The sequence below is a fragment of the Nonomuraea sp. SYSU D8015 genome (assembly GCF_008065375.1).
GTDB lineage: Bacteria > Actinomycetota > Actinomycetes > Streptosporangiales > Streptosporangiaceae > Nonomuraea.
The window spans coordinates 396,103-414,233 of the sequence record NZ_VJYI01000009.1 but is presented as its reverse complement, the minus strand read 5'-3'; the positions used below and the strand labels follow the sequence as shown (position 1 = coordinate 414,233).

Below are 18,131 nucleotides of genomic sequence, written 5' to 3'. Positions count from 1 at the left end.
TGCTCGCGCCTGAGGCGTTTCCAGCACCTCATGGATGCGTGCGGATCGGTCGAATCTCATCGGGTCACACCTTGTCTTCGGAAAGCAGTGCCAGCTCGGTGATCAGCGAGTTGCTAGGCGCGTTGTGGCGTCGTCATCTGCGCGTGCACCTGCGCCACGAGCCGCTCGACGGTCTCGGGAGCGATCCGTCCGCCGCTGTAGAGCGCCATCTGCTGGAGGGACATGCCGAACGCCGGCGCGAGCGTCTCCTCGTCGGCCCCCTGGAGCAGGCCACGGAGCAGGTCGCCGCCGACCGGGTGCTCGAGCCACTCCAGGACGGTGTTGTCGCCGGAGAGCGGAGCCGCTGTGCGGAGCGCGGCGGCACGCGCGGCCGCGCTGCGCGCCGCCGTCTCGGGGTCGACCGGGATCACCGACACCGAGCTGGTGAGAGCACGGTCCGCGCCCGGGTGGTGAACGCCGCCGGTGAGCGTGACCGACGTGCGCAGGTGAATCTGCGCGGACGACCCGCCGATGAAGAATTTGATCTTCCCGGGATCGACGAGCCAGCCCTCCTCGGGATCCCACAGCGCGAACATGCTCGCGGGCACCGTCGCGGTGACCCGCACCGCGGCACCGGCCTCCAGCGAGACCCGCCGGAAGGCGACCAGCTTGCGGCGGGGCCGCACGCTGCGTGCGATCACATCCTGGCCGTACACCTGGACGACCTCGTCACCGGCTCGATCCCCGACGTTCGCCACCGTGAACGACAGCTCGATCTCGCCGTCGGTCGGCACTTCCGGCCGGCTGATGTCGATGTCACGGTAGGCGAAGGTCGTGTAGCTCAGCCCATGCCCGAACGGGAACGTGGCCCCCGCGCGTCCCTCGACGTAGGCGGGAGTCTGCGCCGCTCGCCAGTAGGGCAGGGGCGCGCTACCAGCTAAGTCGAGGAACGAGACGGGCAGCCGCCCGGCGGGGTTGACGTCGCCGAAGAGCACGGCGGCCACGGCACTGCCGGCCTCCTCTCCGCCGAACCAGCTCGTCACGATGGCGGGTACGGAGTCGGTCATCCACCGCAGCGAGTAGGGGCGGCCGTGGCTGAGCACGACGACGGTCGGCGTGCCCGTGGCCGCGACCGCCTCGACCAGCTCTCGCTGCACGCCGGGCAGCTCGCACGTGGCGCTGTCCAGGCCCTCACCGACGGTGCCGAAAGCGTTGATGCCTGCCTGGTCTCCGACAACGACCACCGCGACCTGCGCGGACCTCGCCGCTTCGACGGCTGCGGGGATGCCCGAGCGGTCCTCGTTCTGGATGGGACATCCGGGCTCGTACAGCACCGTCGCCCCGGGGGCCCGGTCGCGGATCCCGTCGAGGAAGGTGACCACCGGGACGGACTCCACCATCAGGCGGGCCCGGTCCGCTCCCGTCGAGCCGCCGAATTCGGCGGCCTCGTCCGCGCGGGCCGTCGGGTCTGCAGCGAGCGCGAACCGCTTGGCCATGCTGTCGAGCACCGGGTAGCTGTAGTTGCCGAGTTGCCCCAGTAGACGGTCGGCGTTCGGGCCGATAACCGCGATCGTGGCGATGCCCGGATCGAGCGGAAGGAGGGGAACGCCGTTGACAGGCTCGTTACGGAGCAGGACGACCGACCGCTCGGCGATCTCACGGGCCAGGCCGCGCGTCTGCGCGGAGTCGAGAGTCTCCGGCACCGTGTCCAGATCGGCATAGGGCCGCTCGAACAGCCCCAGCTCGAACTTCGTCCGCAGGACCGTGCTCACCGCCAGGTCCAGGTCGGCCATCGGCAGGAGCCCGGACTCGACCGCCTCGATCAGATGGCCGGTCGCCAGCCGGGGGACGAGGTCCAGGTGCACCCCGGCGCGCACGGCCTGGGCGCTGGCGGCGGCGTCGCTGTGCGCGGTGCCGTGCTTGGTGTAGAGCTGGTTGACGGCGCCGAGGTCGGAGATGACCAGCCCGTCGAAGCCCAGCTCGTCGCGGAGCAGGCCGGTGAGGTGCGCGCGCGAACCGGTCACCGGAACGCCGTCGATGTCGACGTACGTCGGCATGATGCCGCGTGCCCTACCGTCGCGGATCACCATCTCGAACGGGACCGCATGCACCTCGCGCAGCTCACGCGGGCCGATCGAGACCGAGTCGGTGTTACGGCCGCCGGCGCTGGCGCTGTAGCCGAGGAAGTGCTTCACCGTGGCGACGAGCGGCGTCCCGGCATCGGCCTCCTGCATGCCGCGGACGAACGCGGTGGCCATCAAGCCGACGAGGTACGGCTCTTCTCCGTAGGTCTCCTCCACCCGCCCCCAGCGTGGGTCCCGCGCCGTGTCGGCCAGCGGCGACAGCGCCTGCCGGACGCCGGTGCGCGCCATCTGCGTCCCGATCGCGGTGCCCATCCGCTCGATCAGCTCCGGGTCCCAGGTGGCTGCTTGGGCGATCGCATCGGGGTACATGGTCGCGCCCTGGATCTTCAGCCCCACCAGAGCTTCCTCGGCGACGAGAACGGGAATGCCCAGCCGCGTGTCCTCGACGTGCTTGCGCTGCAGTTCGTTGACCGCCGCGGCACTCTCGCGCGGGGACCTTTCGAGGGTCGCCAGCGCTGCGACGACGGCCCCCCATCCGGTAGGCGGCGGGTCGTGGACGTCGATCGCCGGTGCGGTGGGCGCGGCGAGTTGCGCGGCCTTCTCCTCGAGGGTCATCCGGCCGAGCAGATCCGCGACCCGGTCGGCGACCGGCAGCGAAGCGTCACGGTAGGGCGGTTCGGAATGCAAGATGAATGTCCTTTCAGTGCGTACGTGAGGTCGCGGCCAGCTCTTGCAGCCGTTCGACGGGCAGGTCGAGGCCGGAGATGTTGATGAACTGGCGCATGGTCATCGACCTGACCATCGCCATGTGCTCCTCGGAGATCGTCGCGTCCGCGAATCCGAGCGCTTCCAGGGTGGGCGCCGAAATGACAGGGTGTTCGAGCCAGGCGCCGATGGTGGAGTCGAGCGTGACCTGCCGGGTGACGATCTCACCGGCCAGTTCGACGCTCGTCGTCACCTCGACCGTGTGCGCGTCCGGGCCGACCTGTATTTCGTACGTGCCCGGTGCGACGACCCACGCGCCGGCGTCGATGTCCCAGTACGCGAACGCCCGCCGGCCGAGCTCGAACCGGACGGTTTCTCTCTGCCCGGGGCTGAGATTGATCTTCGTGAACGCTCGTAGCTCCCGTACGGGGCGCCGCACCGGGCCGGCCGTGGTCGCCACGTACACCTGTACGACGTGCTTGCCCTCCCGCCCGCCGGTGTTCTCCACCTCGACCTCAACCGTGACGCTGTCCGGACCAGTGGCCCGTGCCGACACCGCGCGGGTGACGAAGCTCGTGTACGACAGCCCGTGGCCGAACGGGTACCGGACCGGGGTGCCGAACGTGCTGAACTGCCGGTAGCCGACGTAGATCCCCTCGCCATAGCGGACGTGACCCTGTTCGCCAGGGAAGTTCAGCGAGCTGGCGTGGTCGTGCAGACGCACCGGAATCGTCTCCGCGAGGTGGCCCGAGGGGCTGCGCAGACCGAACAGCAGATCGGCGATCGCGCGCCCGCCACCCTGCCCCAGGACGAAGGCCTCGAGCACGGCGTCGACGTCGTCGTGCCACGGCTCGAGCGAGACGACACCGCCGTTGGACAGCACCACGACCGTCCGCGGGGCGACGCCGGCGACGGCGCGGATCAGCTCGACCTGCTCGGCGGGCAGGTCGAGCGAGTCGCGATCCACGCCTTCGGACTCCCAGCGCTCGCTGAGCCCGGCGAAGACGACGGCGACGTCGCACTGCCGGGCCGCCGCCACTGCTTCGGCGAGGAGCTCCGGCGAGCCGGACGCGTCCAGGCGATATCCGGCGGCGTAGGCAACGGCCGATCCGTGTGCCGCGGCCACCGCCCGGATCTCCTCCACCGGGATATCGACCCGGTAAGCGTTCACGTGCGCGCTGCCCCCGCCCTGGATGCGCGGGCGCTCGGCCAGCTCACCCAGCACGGCGATCCGGGCACCGCCCGTCAAGGGCAGAGTGTCGTGCTCGTTGCGGAGCAGGACGGCACATTCGGCGGCCAGCTCGCGGGCCAATGCATGGTGGGCATCAAGGTCGACCTGGGCCGTGCCTCCGGCGCGCCGGGCATCAAGCACTGCGATGCGGCGCACGCTCACCTCGACGACGGACTCGTCGAGGTCGCCGGCGCGGACGGCTTGGAGCACCTCGTGGTCGCGGCCCGCGTCGCCTCCCGGCATTTCGAGGTCGAGGCCGGCTCGCAGTGCGGCGACGCGGTCGACGACGGCGTTCCAGTCGGAGACGACCGCACCCTTGAAACCCCACTCCTCGCGGAGCAGGTCCGTCAGCAGCCAGCGGTTCTCGCAGGCGAAGACACCGTTGATCTTGTTGTAGGCCGCCATGACGGTGGCCGGTCCGGCTTCGCGCACCACGTGCTCGAACGCCGGCAGGTAGATCTCCCGCAGGGTGCGCGGATCGACGTCCGCGCTGATCGTCTGCCGGTTAGTCTCCTGGTTGTTGGCGGCGAAGTGCTTGACCGACACGCCGGGTCCCTGCGCCTGTAGGTGCCGGACGAACGCCGCTGCGAGCGCTCCGGACAGGCACGGGTCCTCCGAGTAGTACTCGAAGTTGCGTCCGCACAGCGGGGAGCGCTTGATGTTGACTCCGGGCCCGAGCACGAGGTGGACCCCTTGGGCGACCGCCTCCCGGCCGATGGCGGCGCCGACGCGCGCGGCGACGTCGACGTCCCAGCTGGTTCCGACGGCGACCGCCGGAGGAAAGCAGGTGGCCGGGTCGCTGTCGTACATGGCCAGGTGGTCGTGCTCTCCGGACTGTTTGCGAAGTCCGTGGGGCCCGTCCGCCATGGTGACGCCGTCGATGCCTGCCTCCGGCAGGCTCTGGGTGGTCCAGAAGTCACGGCCGGACAGCAGGGCAACTTTCTTCTCCAGCGGGATGCCGTCGAGGGCAGCGGGGTGCTGCTCGTGTGTCACAGGTACTCCAGGAATCGAGAATCAGCGCACGCTGCGGATCTTTGCCGCGGTCACCACGGCACCGAGGCCGAGGACCGCGCCTGACAAGAACAGGACACCGTAGTTCCCGCCGCCGCCGAGCCGCAGGATCACGGAGGCGATCAGCGGGGCGAGGACGCCCGCCAGGGTGCCCGAGAGGTAGTAGATGTTCATGTACTTGCCCGCCTTGTCCTTCTCGGGCATGACGTCCGAGGCGAGGGCGAGGTCGACCGAGTTGAACGCTCCGGTGCCCGCCGACAGCAGGATCCCGCCGACGGCGAAGAGCAGCATCGAGGGTGCGCTCGCGGCGACCGCGAGGCCGGCCACGATGAGCCCGGCGGCGAGGTAGATGAACGGCTTGCGCCGCTTGAACCGGTCGGAGAGCGTCCCGCCGGCAATGGAGGAGCCGACCAGCGCCAGCAGGCTGAGCCCGCCGACGGCCGCGAGCTGACGTCCCGCCTGTTCGGGGGTGAAGCCCAGACGATCCTGCAGGAGGTACAGCTGGTAGGTGCTGAAGAACGTGGACCCGAAGGACAGGCAGAATTTCCCCAGCCAGACCAGCGCGAAGTCAGAGTGCTTGAGGGGGTTGAACCAGATGTTCCTGAACACGTCGAGGATCGATCCGACCTGCGCGTCCTCGGGCGCCGGGCGATCGGGGACCACCACCAGGTATAGCAGCGCCGCGAGGCTGAGGACGGCCACCGGGGTCAGGAACAGCACATAGATGTTTCCGGTCAGAAAGCTGCCGAGCAGCGTCGCTCCGACGCCCGCGACCGCGGCGGTCACTCCACCGAGCGCCCCTACGGTGCCGCGCTGTTCCGCCGGCACCTGTTCGGCGAGGAAGGGGTTGATGGCGGTGCCGATCGCGGCGTTGGCCAGTCCCACGACCACATAGCCGGCCAGCATGACCGTGATCGTAGGGGCGATGGCGATGATCAGCGCGCCCAGAGCCGACAGGATGAGACCCGCCACCAGGAAGGGGCGCCGTCGCCCCCATCCCAGCCGGGTCCCGTCGCTCAGCACGCCCGAGGGCAGGGTCACGACGAGGCTGATCAGGCCGCCGACGCCGAGGACGAAGCCCAGGCTCGCATCCTTGTTCGCCGGGTCGATCAGTTGCACCTTGTAGGCGAGGCTGAACAGAGCCGGCAGCAGCAACGTCAGCTGGAAGCCGAACATCGTCAGCGCGTAGATCGCGATGGTCCAGACACCGACACGGGGCGGGTTCTCCGGGAGCGCGGCGCTCGCGATGAGCTCCTCGTGACCGGCGAGGACTGCCTCGGCGGCGGCTTGCGGCGGTTCGGCAGGGGGAGTGGGAGCGGTCACGATGCCTCCATGGGCGAACGGGGTGGGGCTAGGACGTCAGCGCGTTGGCCTGGGCGATCTGTCCGAGCCAGTGAAGGCTGGGCTTGGGCCGGCGTTCGAAGGTTTCCCGGTCCACGGCGATGAGCCCGAAGGTGGGTTCCCAGCGGCCCCATTCGAAGTTGTCGAGCAAGCTCCAGTGCAGATATCCCCGCACGTCGGCGCCCTCGCTGATGGTTTCGTGCAGCGCCGTGAGCGCGCCCTGAGTGTAGGCGATGCGCCGGGAGTCGTCGGAGGTGGCGATGCCGTTCTCCGTGACGACGATGGGGACGTCGCCGACGACGTCGCGGGTGTGCCGCACGGCGATGCCGAGCGCGTCGGGCCGGTAGGCCCAGCCCATGATGGTGTTGTCCGGGTGGTCGGGGTGCGGGACGACGCCGTTGTCGTCCACGAGCTGGCTGGTGTAGGACTGCACACCGACGAAGTCGTCGCCGCGGGCAGGCTCGAGGTACATGTCTTCCCAGATGTGCTGCACCTCGGCGTGCTTGCTCTCACAGCCGGGGGCGGGCAGGAACGCCTGGTTGGCGACCGTCCAGCCGACCTTGGCACCGGTCGCGGCGCGGACCAGTGGCGCGGCGGCGCGGTGGGCGGCGATGAGGGCCTGTCCGATCTCGGCGTCGGGCAGGGCGCCGACGAACTGGTACTCCTTGCCTTCCGCGAGGCGTCGCTGCTGGCCGTGGTTGACGGCGACGATGTTCGGCTCGTTGATCGTGCAGACCCACGCGACGCCGTCGAGAATGGTGCAGGCCTGCTCGACATAACGGCAGAACGCGTCAACGGCGCCGTCGCCGAGCCACGCCCCGCGCTCGCCGAACCAGATCGGATGGGTGAAATGGTGCAGCGTGACCACAGGGGTGAGACCCAGCCCGAGAGCCGTGTCGATCATGCGGCGGTAGTGGGCGAGTTCGGCTCGGGAGAACCTGCCGGGACTCGGCTCGATCCGGGACCACTCGATGCTGAACCGGTAGGCGTTGCAGCCCGCATCGGCCAGTAGGCGCATGTCTTCCTGGTAGCGGTGATAGCTGTCCGCCGCGTCCCCGCTGAATTGCACCCCGTGGTCCGCGGCGGCGTGCTCCAGCTGCCACCAGTCGTTGTTGAGGTTGTTGCCTTCGATCTGGTGAGCCGCGGTGGAGGCTCCCCACAAGAAGCCGTCCGGAAAGGATCGCGACATTGAGTTTCTCCGTGTGCAGGTACTGACCAGCCACCGTGCATTTCTGCAGGGAGGCGGCGTGTGCTGGTGGTGACGTCAGCCGAACGGTGACGACATCGTCGGTGGCGCTTGGCGCCGATGCGACTCAAGGGGGTCGTCCGGCTTCGAAGTGCCCGTGGAGTTGTCCGCGTGACTCGTCGAGCAAGTCCTCATCCGCTGGGTCGAGGACGGGCCGTCGTGGTTACTTCAGTGTTTCCGTCTGCTTTCGCGTGCAAGCTTGCCGGTTACCGTAGCTTCCTCAACATTCACGCACAAGTACTTGCGCGCGAAAGTTACCCTGCCTACAGTGGGGGCCTCGTCCGCCCGGCAGGCGGAGGCGCGTGGGACGCGGGGCATGCGTCAGGGACGCCGAGCCGCGCCGGCCATGCGTGGCGACGCTCGCACCCACTCAAGGAGACTTCCGTTGAAACGCCTGCCCATGAGCGCCTTGCGCCGGGCCCCCGACATCGTTCTCGATGGCATGTGGGAGTTCCGTCTCCTGCCGTATGAGCAGGAGTGGAAGCGGGTCCAGGTGCCGGACCTGTGGACCATGAGGGAGAAGGCCGACCCGCCCCACTACCTCAACATCGCGATGCCGTTCGACGAGGTGCCCCCCGCCGTCCCAGAAGCCAACCCGACCGGTGTCTACCGGCGAACGGTGGATCTGACGCCATCTGCGGGACGCCGGATGATCCTGCACGTCGGTGCGGCCGAAGGTCACCTGAGCGTCACCGTCAACGGCCATACCGTCGGCACCAGCACCGACTCACACCTGGCGGCCGAATTCGACATCACCGACGTCGTGACGGCGGGCTCCAACACGATCGAGCTCAAGGTGGCCAAATGGTCAGAGGCCACCTATCTGGAGGACCAGGACCACTGGTGGCAATCCGGCCTGTCCCGGACGGTGTTCCTGTACTCCGTGCCGCAGGTGCATGTGGCCGACGTCGCCGTCGTCGCGGACTACGAGGCGGAGCACGGAAGCCTACGCGTGACGGTGGCCACGCCCGGGCTGGACCATCTCCACGAGACCGACTGGTCGGCGCGCATTTCGGTGCTCGGCCGGACACAGACGCGCAGGATCACCCCGCGTGTTGTCGAACCGGCCTTCGCACCGCCGTTGACCGATCGCACCAAGCGGCCCGAGCCGCTGGGCGTTGCCGACGGTGTCATGGATCTGCTCAGCTTGCGCGCGGCCGGCGCCCCCATACCCGCGGAACTGCGCCCGGTGGCTGAGCATGTGATGCCCTTCGGGAAGAAGGCGGGCACCGCGGTGTTCACCCTCGACGCGCTCGACGTGCGTCCGTGGACCGCGGAGACGCCGCATCTTGAGGAGCTGCTGGTCCAGTTGATCTCTCCTGAGGGCGAGGTGGCGGATACGGCACGGCTGCGGATCGGCTTTCGCCGGGTGCGCATCGAGGGGCGTGATCTGCTGGTCAACGGTGAGCGTGTGCTCATCCAGGGTGTCAACCGCCACGATGTGGATCCGCGTACCGGCCGCATCGTCTCCCGGGATCTGATGCTCGCGGAGCTGTCCCTGCTCAAGCGATTCAACGTCAACGCGATCCGCACCTCGCACTATCCCAACGACCCGGACTTCCTCGACCTGTGCGACGAGATCGGCTTCTACGTCATCGACGAAGCCGACATCGAGGGGCATGCCTTTACCGCGACGCTCGCCCACGACCCGCGCTACCTGCCCGAGTTCGTGGAGCGGGTCTCGCGGATGGTGCTGCGCGACCGCAACCATCCCTGCGTGATCGTCTGGTCGCTCGGCAACGAGACCGGTTACGGCCCCAACCACGACGCCGCCGCCGCATGGGTGCGCGGCACGGATCCGACCCGGCCGCTGCACTACGAAGGCGCGATCGCGCGCGACTGGCACGCTGGTCACGCGGCCACCGACCTGGTGTGCCCGATGTACCCCTCGTTCGAGGCGCTGGCGGCGTTCTCGACCGACCCGAGGGCCGACCGGCCGGTCATCGTGTGCGAGTACGCCTACTCCCAAGGCAACTCGACCGGCGGCCTGGCCGAGTACTGGCGGCTGTTCGAGAGCCTGCCGGGCCTGCAGGGCGGCTTCATCTGGGAGTTCAAGGACCACGCGCTCGACCCCGACGGTGACGGCCGCTACCGCTACGGCGGCGACTTCGGCGACGAGCCCAACGACGGCATCACGCTCCTCAACGGAGTCGTCTTCCCCGACCTCACCCCCAAGCCGGCACTGTACGAGGCACGCGGCCTGTTCAGCCCGATCCGCATCACCTCGAGCGCCGAGGAGGCCAGGGCCGGGACGCTGCGCATCCGCAACCGGCAGACCTTCGCCGGCCTCGACGCCTACGAGCTGCGACTCCAGGTGGAAACCGAGGCCGGTCCGACAGGCGCGGTCACGCTCGCCACACCACCCACGACCCCGGGCGCCGAGACCGCAATCGAGTTGCCCGATACCACCCGCGCCCTGCTCAGCACCGCCCTGGCCCTCACCGTGACCGTGCACACGAGACAGGACGCCGTGTGGGCGCCGGCGGGAACGGAAATCTCCGCCCATCAGGTCACCATGCCCCGCCCGCTGCCGCACCTTCCCCGCGGCACCGGCACCAGCCCCGCCGAAGTACGTCACCCGCTGCTGCGCCGGGCACCGCAGCTGTCGCTCTGGCGGGCCCTCACCGACAACGACCAGTCGTTCGCCCTGGACAACCGGTTCGTCCGCAGCGGCTTCTTCCACCTCACCCCCATCGACGTCCGCGCCGACGGGGCCACGACGACCATCCGCTACCGCGCCGCCTTCGGGGACGAAGTCGTGCACACCCGCACCGTCACCGTGCTGGAGGAGGGCGACTACCTCCTGGACGAGCACGTGACGCTGCCCGGCACCGGTGCCGACGGGCTGCGGGTGGGCATGGAGTTCGAGCTCGCCGACGGCTTCGACCGAGCCCGCTGGGTCGGGCTGGGGCCCTGGGAGAACTACCCCGATCGGCGGGACTCCGCCCTGCTCGCCGCATGGGAGAGCCCGATCGACGAGCTCGCCGTGCCCTACCTGAAGCCGCAGGAGAACGGCACCCGCGGGGAGGTCACCGAACTGCGGCTGTCCGGCCCCGCCGGAACCGTGCGGACCCTGCACGCGACACCCCTGCACATGAACGTGAGCCGTCACTCGGTCAGCGAGCTGGAGACAGCCGGCCACTGGTGGGAACTGCGGCCGAGCGCCAAAACCATCGTCCACCTCGACATCGCCCACCGCGGTGTCGGCACCGGGCTGCTGGGCCCCGACACCCGGCCCGCGCACCGGCTGTCAGAGCCTGAATACCGCTGGCAGTGGCGCCTGACGCTCTCAGCGGCCGACCGAGACGACGCCGAGCCCTCACCTCCGGCCTACGTGAGATCATGAGAAAGACTTACGCGTGCAAGCCCTGCCCTCCTCAAAGGTGAAGCTCCCGTGACGCAACGCAAAAAGCGAGTCACCGCAACCGACGTGGCCCGCTCGCTGGGATTGTCCCGCGCCACTGTGGGCTATGTGCTGAACAACACCCCCGGGCAGAGCATCCCCCCCGCCACCCGCGAGCGGGTCATGGCCGAGGCCGCTCGCCTGGGCTACCGGCCGCACCGGGCAGCCCAGGCCCTCGCCAGCGGACGCAGCATGATCATCCTGCTGGTGCTGCCCGACTGGCCGATGGAACACAGCCTGCGCCTGACCCTGGAGACCGCCTCCCACGTCCTCGACGAGGCCGGCTACGCCCTGGTGACCTACACCCGCCACGAAGGAGGTCAAGCCCGGCCCCTGTGGGAGTTGCTCAACCCGGACGTCGTCATCGCCTGGACGGCCATCAGCGCCGCCGAGCGCACCTCCATGCAGGCCAGCGGCATCACCAAGATCCTGCCGGTGCTGCAGCAGGAGCAGGCCGTACTGTCCTCACCCACGCTCACCGCAGGCACGCACCTGCAGATCGCGCACCTGTACGAGCAAGGTCACCGGCGGCTCGCCTTTGCCACCAGCGTCAACGAGCGCTTCTCCCTGCTGGCCCAAGGACGGGCGGCAGCGGCACGAGAGGAAGCCGACCGGCTCGGCGCCGAACTGCTCGACCTGCGACCCGTCGATCACCGCGACGGCAGCGTCGTCCGAGCCGTACGGGAATGGCATGCGCAAGGCATCACCGCCGTCGCCGCCTTCAACGACGACATCGCCGCGATGACCGTGGCCGCCGCGCAGCGGGCCGGGCTGTCCGTCCCCGACGATCTGGCGGTCATCGGTCACGACGACACGCCCATGGCCGGCATGCTCTACCCGTCCCTGTCCAGCGTCAGCATCGACAACGTCGGTCAGGGGCACTACCTCGCCAACCAGGCCCTGCACGCGGCCGAGTATCGCCCCCTGCCCGAAGCGCCGCCAGACCTGCACGCCGCCATCGTGGTCCGCGAATCCACCCGGCGGTAATCCGCATCCCTCGTCCCCTTGGGGACGACAGAGCGGCCTCGCGACAGAGGCCGCCCAGGAGCCACATCATGACGACAACCCCCATCATCGCCGGGTTCCACCCCGACCCGACCATCTGCCGTGCGGGAGACACCTACTACATCGCCAACTCCAGCTTCGAGTACGCGCCGGGAGTGCCGATCCACCGCAGCACCGACCTGGTGACCTGGACGCCGGTGACCAACGCGCTGCAACGTCCCGACCAGTTGACCGTCCACGCCGCCCCGGCGAGCACAGGAATCTACGCACCGACGCTTCGCCACCACGAGGGAAAGTTCTGGCTGGTCACCACGAACGTGGTGGAGATCCACCGCGGCCAGCTGATCGTCTCCGCCGATGATCCCGCCGGTCCCTGGTCGGAGCCGGTCCAGGTGGACGGCGCTATCGGAATCGATCCCGACCTCGCGTGGGACGAGGACGGCACATGCCACCTCACCTGGGCGTCGTCCGGACCCGAGCTGACCGGCATCACCAGCGCGCCGATCGACCCCGCGACGGGCAAGATGATCGCTCCGCCGAGGGTGCTCTGGACCGGCACCGGGCTGGCCTATCCGGAGGGCCCCCACCTCTACCGACGTGACGGCTGGTGGTACCTCATGCTCGCGGAAGGCGGCACGGAACGGGGGCACGCGGTCACCATCGCACGTTCCCGCTCTCTGCATGAGCCCTTCGAGGCGGCGCCCGCCAACCCGATCCTCACCCATCGCAGCACGAGTCACCGCGTGCAGAACACCGGCCATGCCGACCTCGTCCAACTGGCCGACGGCTCCTGGGCGATGGTGTACCTCGGGGTACGTCCCCGCGGCCAGAGCCCGATGTTCCATGTCAACGGCCGCGAGACGTTCATCGCGGGCGTGGAATGGATCGACGGCTGGCCGGTGGTCGATGAGGAACGCTTCACGCCCGATCCGCCGGACCACTCGTTCGTCGATCGGTTCGACTCGCCTGACCTCGACCCGCGCTGGGTGTCGCCGAACGTGTTCCCGCACACGTTCGCCAGGTGGCAGGCGCCCGGCCGCCTGGTGCTGACAGCACCTGCCGAAGGCGAGCCGCGGCCGGTGCTGGCGGCACGAGCACGCGATCTCGAGTGGACCGCGGAGGCCCGGCTCGACACCTCCCGGGGCAGCGGGCGCCTGCTCGTCGGCATCGACGGTTCCCACTGGTACGGGCTGACGGCCGACGCCGGGACGGTGGAGGCCACGCTCGTCATCGGACCTGCGAGCACGACCGTCGCGCGGGTGCCGGTTCCCCCGGGCGACGGCGTGAGGCTGCGCATCTCGGTCCGGGAGCCCGCGGCGGCCGGCCTCATGCCGCCGCCGCAGCCCGACATCGTGGAGCTGGAGGTCCTGGCCGCTGACGGGACGCCGCAGGTCCTCGGCGCTTTCGACGGACGCTACCTGTCAACGGAAGTCGCCGGCGGCTTCACCGGTCGCACGTTCGGTGTCGAGCCGGTCGCCGGCGAGGTCGTGCTCCACCAGGTCTCCTACCGCGCCCACACCTGACGGGCGGCTCGCGCCCCAGCACATCGGCCCCGCGCCCGCCCTCCATCACCACCGCACCCTGTCTTTCACACCTGTCCGCTGAGGAGCTTTCCCCATGTCGTTCGTCACAGCGCCGTTCCCCGCCGAAGCGCCCTACTTCCGGCGCGAGTTCACCTCCGGCGGGCCGCCGGACCACGCCCGGCTCCAGGTGACCGCCCTGGGCATCGTCGAGCCGTACCTCAACGGCACCCGCGTGGGCGATGAAGTGCTGGCGCCCGGCTGGACCTCCTACCGGCACCGGCTCCAGGTCAGCACCTATGGCGTCACCCCGCTGATCCGCTCGGGCGCCAACGCCCTGGGTGCGATCGTCGGCGAGGGCTGGGCCGCCGGACGCCTCGGCTACGAGGGCAAGAGCCACCACTACACGCAGCGGCCCGCCCTGTACATACGGCTGGAACTCACCTACGGCGAGCACACGGTCATCGTCACCACCGACGAGCAGTGGACGGCCGGCACCGGCGCGGTGCTGGCCGCAAGCCTGTATGACGGCGAAGACTACGACGCACGCCGTGAACCGGACGGCTGGAACCTGCCCGGGTTCACCGGCGCCTGGTCGCCGGTGGAACTCCTCGACTGGGACCTCGGCGCACTCGTACCCACGGTCGCCACCCCGATCCGCCGGGTCGAAGAGCTGACCCCGGTGGAGACGTTCGTCAAGGACGGCAGGACGATCGTCGACTTCGGCCAGAACATCTCCGGCTGGATACGGCTGACCACCACCGGTGAGGCGGGGCAGAGCGTGACGATCCGCCACGCGGAGCTCCTGCGAGACGGTGCCCTCGACACCGAAACCCTGCGCACGGCCCGATCCACCGATCGCTACACCCTGCGCGGCGGCGGCCAGGAAGTCTGGGAGCCGCGCTTCACCTTCCACGGCTTCCGCTACGCCGAGATCGACGGCCCGTTCGACGAGGTCAAAGCCGTGGTGGTGCACAGCGACATGCGCCGGACCGGCTGGCTCGACACCTCCCACGACCTGCTCAACCGCCTGCACGCGAACGCGGTCTGGTCGATGCGGGGCAACTTCGTCGGCGTGCCGACCGACTGCCCGCAACGCGACGAACGGCTCGGCTGGACCGGCGACCTCAATGCCTTCGCTCCCACCGCGACCTTCCTGTACGACGTTCGCGACGTTCTCGGCTCCTGGCTGGAAGACCTCGCCGCCGAGCAGCGGGAGAAGGGCTACGTGCCCTGGGTGGTGCCGGACGTGCTGTCCACCCCTTCCTCTCCTACCGCCCTGTGGAGCGACGTGGCGGTCAGCCTGCCCTGGGTCCTGTACCAGGAGTACGGCGACGAGGAGATCCTGCGGCGCTGCTACGACTCCATGGCCGCCTTCATCCGCGACGTCGAGACCAGGCTCGACGACAAGGGGCTGTGGAGCAGCGGCTTCCAGTTCGGCGACTGGCTCGACCCCGACGCGCCCCCGGAGAACGCCGGAGGCGGCAAGACCGACCGGCATCTGGTGGCCGCCGCCTACCTGGCCAAGACCACACGCGAGATGGCCGACACCGCCCGGATCCTGGGCACCGCCGATGCCGCACACTTCGCGTCGCTGGCCGAAAGGACGCGGGAGGCATTCCGCGCCGAATACGTCACCAAGAACGGCCGCGTCGCCGGCGAGACCGCCACCGCCTACGCGCTGGCCATCTGTTTCGACCTGCTCGACCCCGCCCAGGAAGCGCACGCCGGCACCCGCCTGGCCCAACTGGTAGCCAAGGCCGGATTCAAGATCTCCACCGGCTTCGCCGGGACCCCGCTGATCCTGCCCGCCCTCAGCCGGACCGGTCACCTGGAGGAGGCGTACCTCATGCTCCTGGAGACCGGCTGCCCCTCCTTCCTGTATCCGGTCACCATGGGCGCGACCACGATCTGGGAGCGCTGGGACGCCGTCCGCCCCGACGGCAGCCTCAACTCCACCGGCATGACCTCGCTCAACCACTACGCCCTCGGCGCGGTCTGCGACTGGCTGCACAAGACCGTCGGCGGGCTGACCCCGCTCGAACCCGGCTACCGGCGCATGCGCATCGCCCCCCAGCCCGGAGGCGGTCTCACCCACACCACCCTCACCCACACGACTCCCCACGGCGAGGTCCGCATCGGCTGGCGCGTCACCGACCGGTTCACCCTCGACGTGAGGATTCCCGACGGCACCGATGCCCTGGTCGAGCTGCCCGACGGCCAGACCGCCGAGATCACCGGCGGCAGCCACTCCTTCGACTGCGAACTGCCCGGCCGGGACGGCCCCCGCGAGCCGTACACCATGGACACCCCCTTGAAGACGCTCGCCGGCAACCTGGCGGTGTGGCGGGCGCTGACGGAGGTGTTCGCCAAGCACTTCCCCGGCATCCCCCTCGACGGCACCGCCCCCGAGGCGGCCGCATATTCGCTCAACCAGATCGTGGGCTTCGTCCCCGGTGCGTCCGAAGAGCTGAGGAACGACCTGGAGACCGTGCTGGAAGGTTCGCGGTGAGTTCCCAATCAGTGGAACACCCGCGTCCGCTGCCGCCCACCGGCCGGTGTACTGACCTTCGCCGGGACTCGCCACTTGTCAGGAGGAACCATGGCCCTACAAGGCCAGCGCTTCGCGTTCACCAAGATCCTCGTCGGCGACGTCGAAGCCGAGGTGGGCTTCTACTCGGCGGTCCTGGGCCTGGTCACCAAGCACCGGCTGTCCGCCGGAGAAGGTGAGGAGGTGATCCTGTGCGCCGAGGGCCACGAGGAGCCTTCCCTCATCCTGCTCCACCGCCCGCACCAGGCACGCCCCGAGCCCGGTGAAGCCGTGCTCGGCTTCGTCGTCGACGACGTCGAGCAAGCGGTGCGGGCGGCGGAAGGCGCCGGGGGAGTCGTGCGGGTCACGCCCAGGGTCGTGCCGCAGGCCGGCGTGACCGTCGCGCAGGTGGAAGACCCCGACGGACACCTGGTGGAACTGCTCCAGCACCAATGACCGGCCGGTGCGACGACGAACAGGGCCGAGCGTCCAAGAACGCAGAGGAAAGGGAAGACATGATGTTCGATCTGTCGGGCCGCACCGCGTTGGTGACTGGAGCCGGTCAGAACGCCGGTGCGGGCATCGCCCGCGCGCTGGCCGCGCAGGGCGCCGCCGTGGCGGTCAACGATCTGGTGCCGGAGCGCGCCGAAGCGGTGAGCAAGGAGATCACCTCCGCAGGCGGACGCGCCGTGCCCGTCGTCTTCGACGTCACCGACCTGGAGGCGGTGCGGGACGGCGTCGGGCGGGCCCGCGCGGAGTTCGGCCGTCATCTCGACATCCTGGTCCACAACGCGGGCATCCCCGCCGACTTCGGGCAGGGACCGTTCCGCACGCTGGCGCCGGACCGGTGGCGGGCGCCGGTGGAGATCAACCTGTTCGGGGCCATGAACTGCGTGTTGGCCGTCGCCGACGACATGTGCGAGGCGGGCTGGGGGCGGATCGTGCAGATCTCCTCCGGAGCGGCGCGCACCGGCTCGGCGGCGGGCATCTCGCTGTACGGGGCGGCCAAGAGCGGGGTGGAGGGCTTCATCCGGCACCTGTCCCAGGAGTTCGCCCCGTTCGGCGTGACCGCCAACTCTCTCGCGCTCGGACTGCAGCGCAACGCCGCCGGAGACAGCACGGAAGAATTCGCCAAGCGGATCCCGACCCGCAGGCTCGGCACTCCGGAGGACGTCGGAGCGGCCGTCGTCTATCTCGCCTCGCCGGAGGCCTCCTGGATGACCGGCCAGACCCTCAACCTCAACGGCGGCAGCGTCACGAGCTGAACCCCGCGGCGCGTGCGGGGCGGCTCAACCCCTACGGTGGAGGGGATCGTGAGGAGTGCCATGCCGTCCAGGAAGACCGTCGCACCTGCCGCCGGCCAGGTGGTGGCCCGGGTGGTCGACGAGATCACGCAGATGATCGTGTCGGGGGAGTTGCTGCCCGGCCAGCAGATCCGGCAGGAGCACATGGCGGCCGCCCTCGGGGTCAGCCGGCTGCCGGTGCGCGAGGCACTGCGCCAGCTCGCCGCGGACGGCCTGGTGGTGCACGAGCAACACGTCGGCTTCGCCGTGACCCGGCTGAGCCGATCGGAGTTCGACCAGGTGTATCTCATGCGCAGGCTGCTGGAGACGGAGGTGATCCGCAGCCTGCCCCAGCCCGGCACCGACGAGCTCGACCACATCGCGGCCCTGGCCGAGGAGGTCGAGCGCGCCGCCGCCGAGACCGACCTGCCGCGCATGCGCATCCTCAACACCCGGTTCCACTTCGCGATCTTCGACTTGAGCGAGCTGAACCTCGTCGTGGGCCAGATCAAGCGCATCTGGACGTGGGCGCTGCCCTATCACGCGGTCTACCTCCACGACGAGGCGGGACGGGCGCGGATCCTGGCCGAGCACCGGGAGATGGTCGCCGCGCTCGGTGCCGGAGACGTGGAGCGGCTGGTGGAGCTGATGGACACGCATCGGGCGGGATCGGCGGACCAGCTGAGCCTGATGCTGGCCCCAGGCGTGGCACGCTGACCGTCCGCTCAACGGAACATCGTCCCCTTTGGCGGGCTCCGACCCCATAGCGTGAACCGGACCGAAGGAGGAGTCC

11 protein-coding genes are annotated in these 18,131 nt (G+C 69.6%); 7 read left to right on the top strand and 4 right to left on the bottom strand.

What is annotated here, in order from left to right; translation table 11 throughout:
• Positions 1-113 precede the first annotated feature (113 nt).
• From ID574_RS34175 to ID574_RS34160, 4 genes are read right to left on the bottom strand one after another with little or no spacing between them, the layout of a single operon-like run.
• A complete protein-coding gene (locus ID574_RS34175; RefSeq protein WP_223167340.1) occupies positions 114-2,750 on the bottom strand; it encodes a glycoside hydrolase family 3 N-terminal domain-containing protein in 2,637 nt (878 codons plus the stop codon).
• Between the two features lie 13 nt (positions 2,751-2,763).
• On the bottom strand, positions 2,764-4,992 hold the full coding sequence (locus tag ID574_RS34170; RefSeq protein WP_223167339.1) for a beta-glucosidase: 2,229 nt from the start codon (positions 4,990-4,992) through the stop codon (positions 2,764-2,766).
• Between the two features lie 21 nt (positions 4,993-5,013).
• Positions 5,014-6,333 carry an MFS transporter gene (locus ID574_RS34165; protein ID WP_223167338.1) on the bottom strand — a complete coding sequence of 440 codons (1,320 nt, stop codon included), beginning with the start codon at positions 6,331-6,333 and terminating at the stop codon, positions 5,014-5,016.
• 28 nt (positions 6,334-6,361) lie between these two features.
• On the bottom strand, positions 6,362-7,540 hold the full coding sequence (locus ID574_RS34160) for a glycoside hydrolase family 1 protein (RefSeq protein WP_188193099.1): 1,179 nt from the start codon (positions 7,538-7,540) through the stop codon (positions 6,362-6,364).
• A gap of 442 nt (positions 7,541-7,982) precedes the next feature.
• Here ID574_RS34160 and ID574_RS34155 point away from each other — a divergent pair, with 442 nt between their 5' ends.
• The 7 genes from ID574_RS34155 to ID574_RS34125 all read left to right on the top strand — a co-directional run bounded on the left by ID574_RS34155 (position 7,983) and on the right by ID574_RS34125 (position 18,055).
• Positions 7,983-10,943 (top strand): glycoside hydrolase family 2 TIM barrel-domain containing protein, encoded by a 2,961-nt coding sequence (locus ID574_RS34155; protein WP_223167337.1) that lies wholly within the window; start codon positions 7,983-7,985, stop codon positions 10,941-10,943.
• A gap of 48 nt (positions 10,944-10,991) precedes the next feature.
• Positions 10,992-11,987, top strand: a complete 996-nt coding sequence (locus ID574_RS34150; RefSeq protein WP_188193097.1) for a LacI family DNA-binding transcriptional regulator — start codon at positions 10,992-10,994, stop codon at positions 11,985-11,987.
• Positions 11,988-12,055: 68 nt separating this feature from the next.
• Positions 12,056-13,528 carry a glycoside hydrolase family 43 protein gene (locus ID574_RS34145; RefSeq protein ID WP_188193096.1) on the top strand — a complete coding sequence of 491 codons (1,473 nt, stop codon included), beginning with the start codon at positions 12,056-12,058 and terminating at the stop codon, positions 13,526-13,528.
• A gap of 94 nt (positions 13,529-13,622) precedes the next feature.
• Positions 13,623-16,037, top strand: a complete 2,415-nt coding sequence (locus tag ID574_RS34140; RefSeq protein ID WP_188193095.1) for an alpha-L-rhamnosidase — start codon at positions 13,623-13,625, stop codon at positions 16,035-16,037.
• Between the two features lie 90 nt (positions 16,038-16,127).
• Complete coding sequence (locus tag ID574_RS34135; RefSeq protein WP_188193094.1) at positions 16,128-16,511, top strand: VOC family protein; 384 nt, start codon at positions 16,128-16,130, stop codon at positions 16,509-16,511.
• A 59-nt stretch (positions 16,512-16,570) separates the two neighbouring features.
• Positions 16,571-17,320 carry an SDR family NAD(P)-dependent oxidoreductase gene (locus ID574_RS34130; RefSeq protein WP_223167336.1) on the top strand — a complete coding sequence of 250 codons (750 nt, stop codon included), beginning with the start codon at positions 16,571-16,573 and terminating at the stop codon, positions 17,318-17,320.
• 60 nt (positions 17,321-17,380) lie between these two features.
• Positions 17,381-18,055 (top strand): GntR family transcriptional regulator, encoded by a 675-nt coding sequence (locus ID574_RS34125; RefSeq protein WP_188193093.1) that lies wholly within the window; start codon positions 17,381-17,383, stop codon positions 18,053-18,055.
• The last annotated feature ends 76 nt before the right edge of the window (positions 18,056-18,131 follow it).

What these genes read in the sequence shown, in the direction of transcription:
- ID574_RS34135 (WP_188193094.1), top strand. Translation starts at nt 16,128, where the DNA reads ATGGCCCTACAAGGCCAGCGCTTCGCGTTCACCAAGATCCTCGTCGGC.
- ID574_RS34125 (WP_188193093.1), top strand. Translation starts at nt 17,381, where the DNA reads ATGCCGTCCAGGAAGACCGTCGCACCTGCCGCCGGCCAGGTGGTGGCC.
- ID574_RS34140 (WP_188193095.1), top strand. Translation starts at nt 13,623, where the DNA reads ATGTCGTTCGTCACAGCGCCGTTCCCCGCCGAAGCGCCCTACTTCCGG.
- ID574_RS34145 (WP_188193096.1), top strand. Translation starts at nt 12,056, where the DNA reads ATGACGACAACCCCCATCATCGCCGGGTTCCACCCCGACCCGACCATC.
- ID574_RS34160 (WP_188193099.1), bottom strand. Translation starts at nt 7,540, where the DNA reads ATGTCGCGATCCTTTCCGGACGGCTTCTTGTGGGGAGCCTCCACCGCG.
- ID574_RS34130 (WP_223167336.1), top strand. Translation starts at nt 16,571, where the DNA reads ATGATGTTCGATCTGTCGGGCCGCACCGCGTTGGTGACTGGAGCCGGT.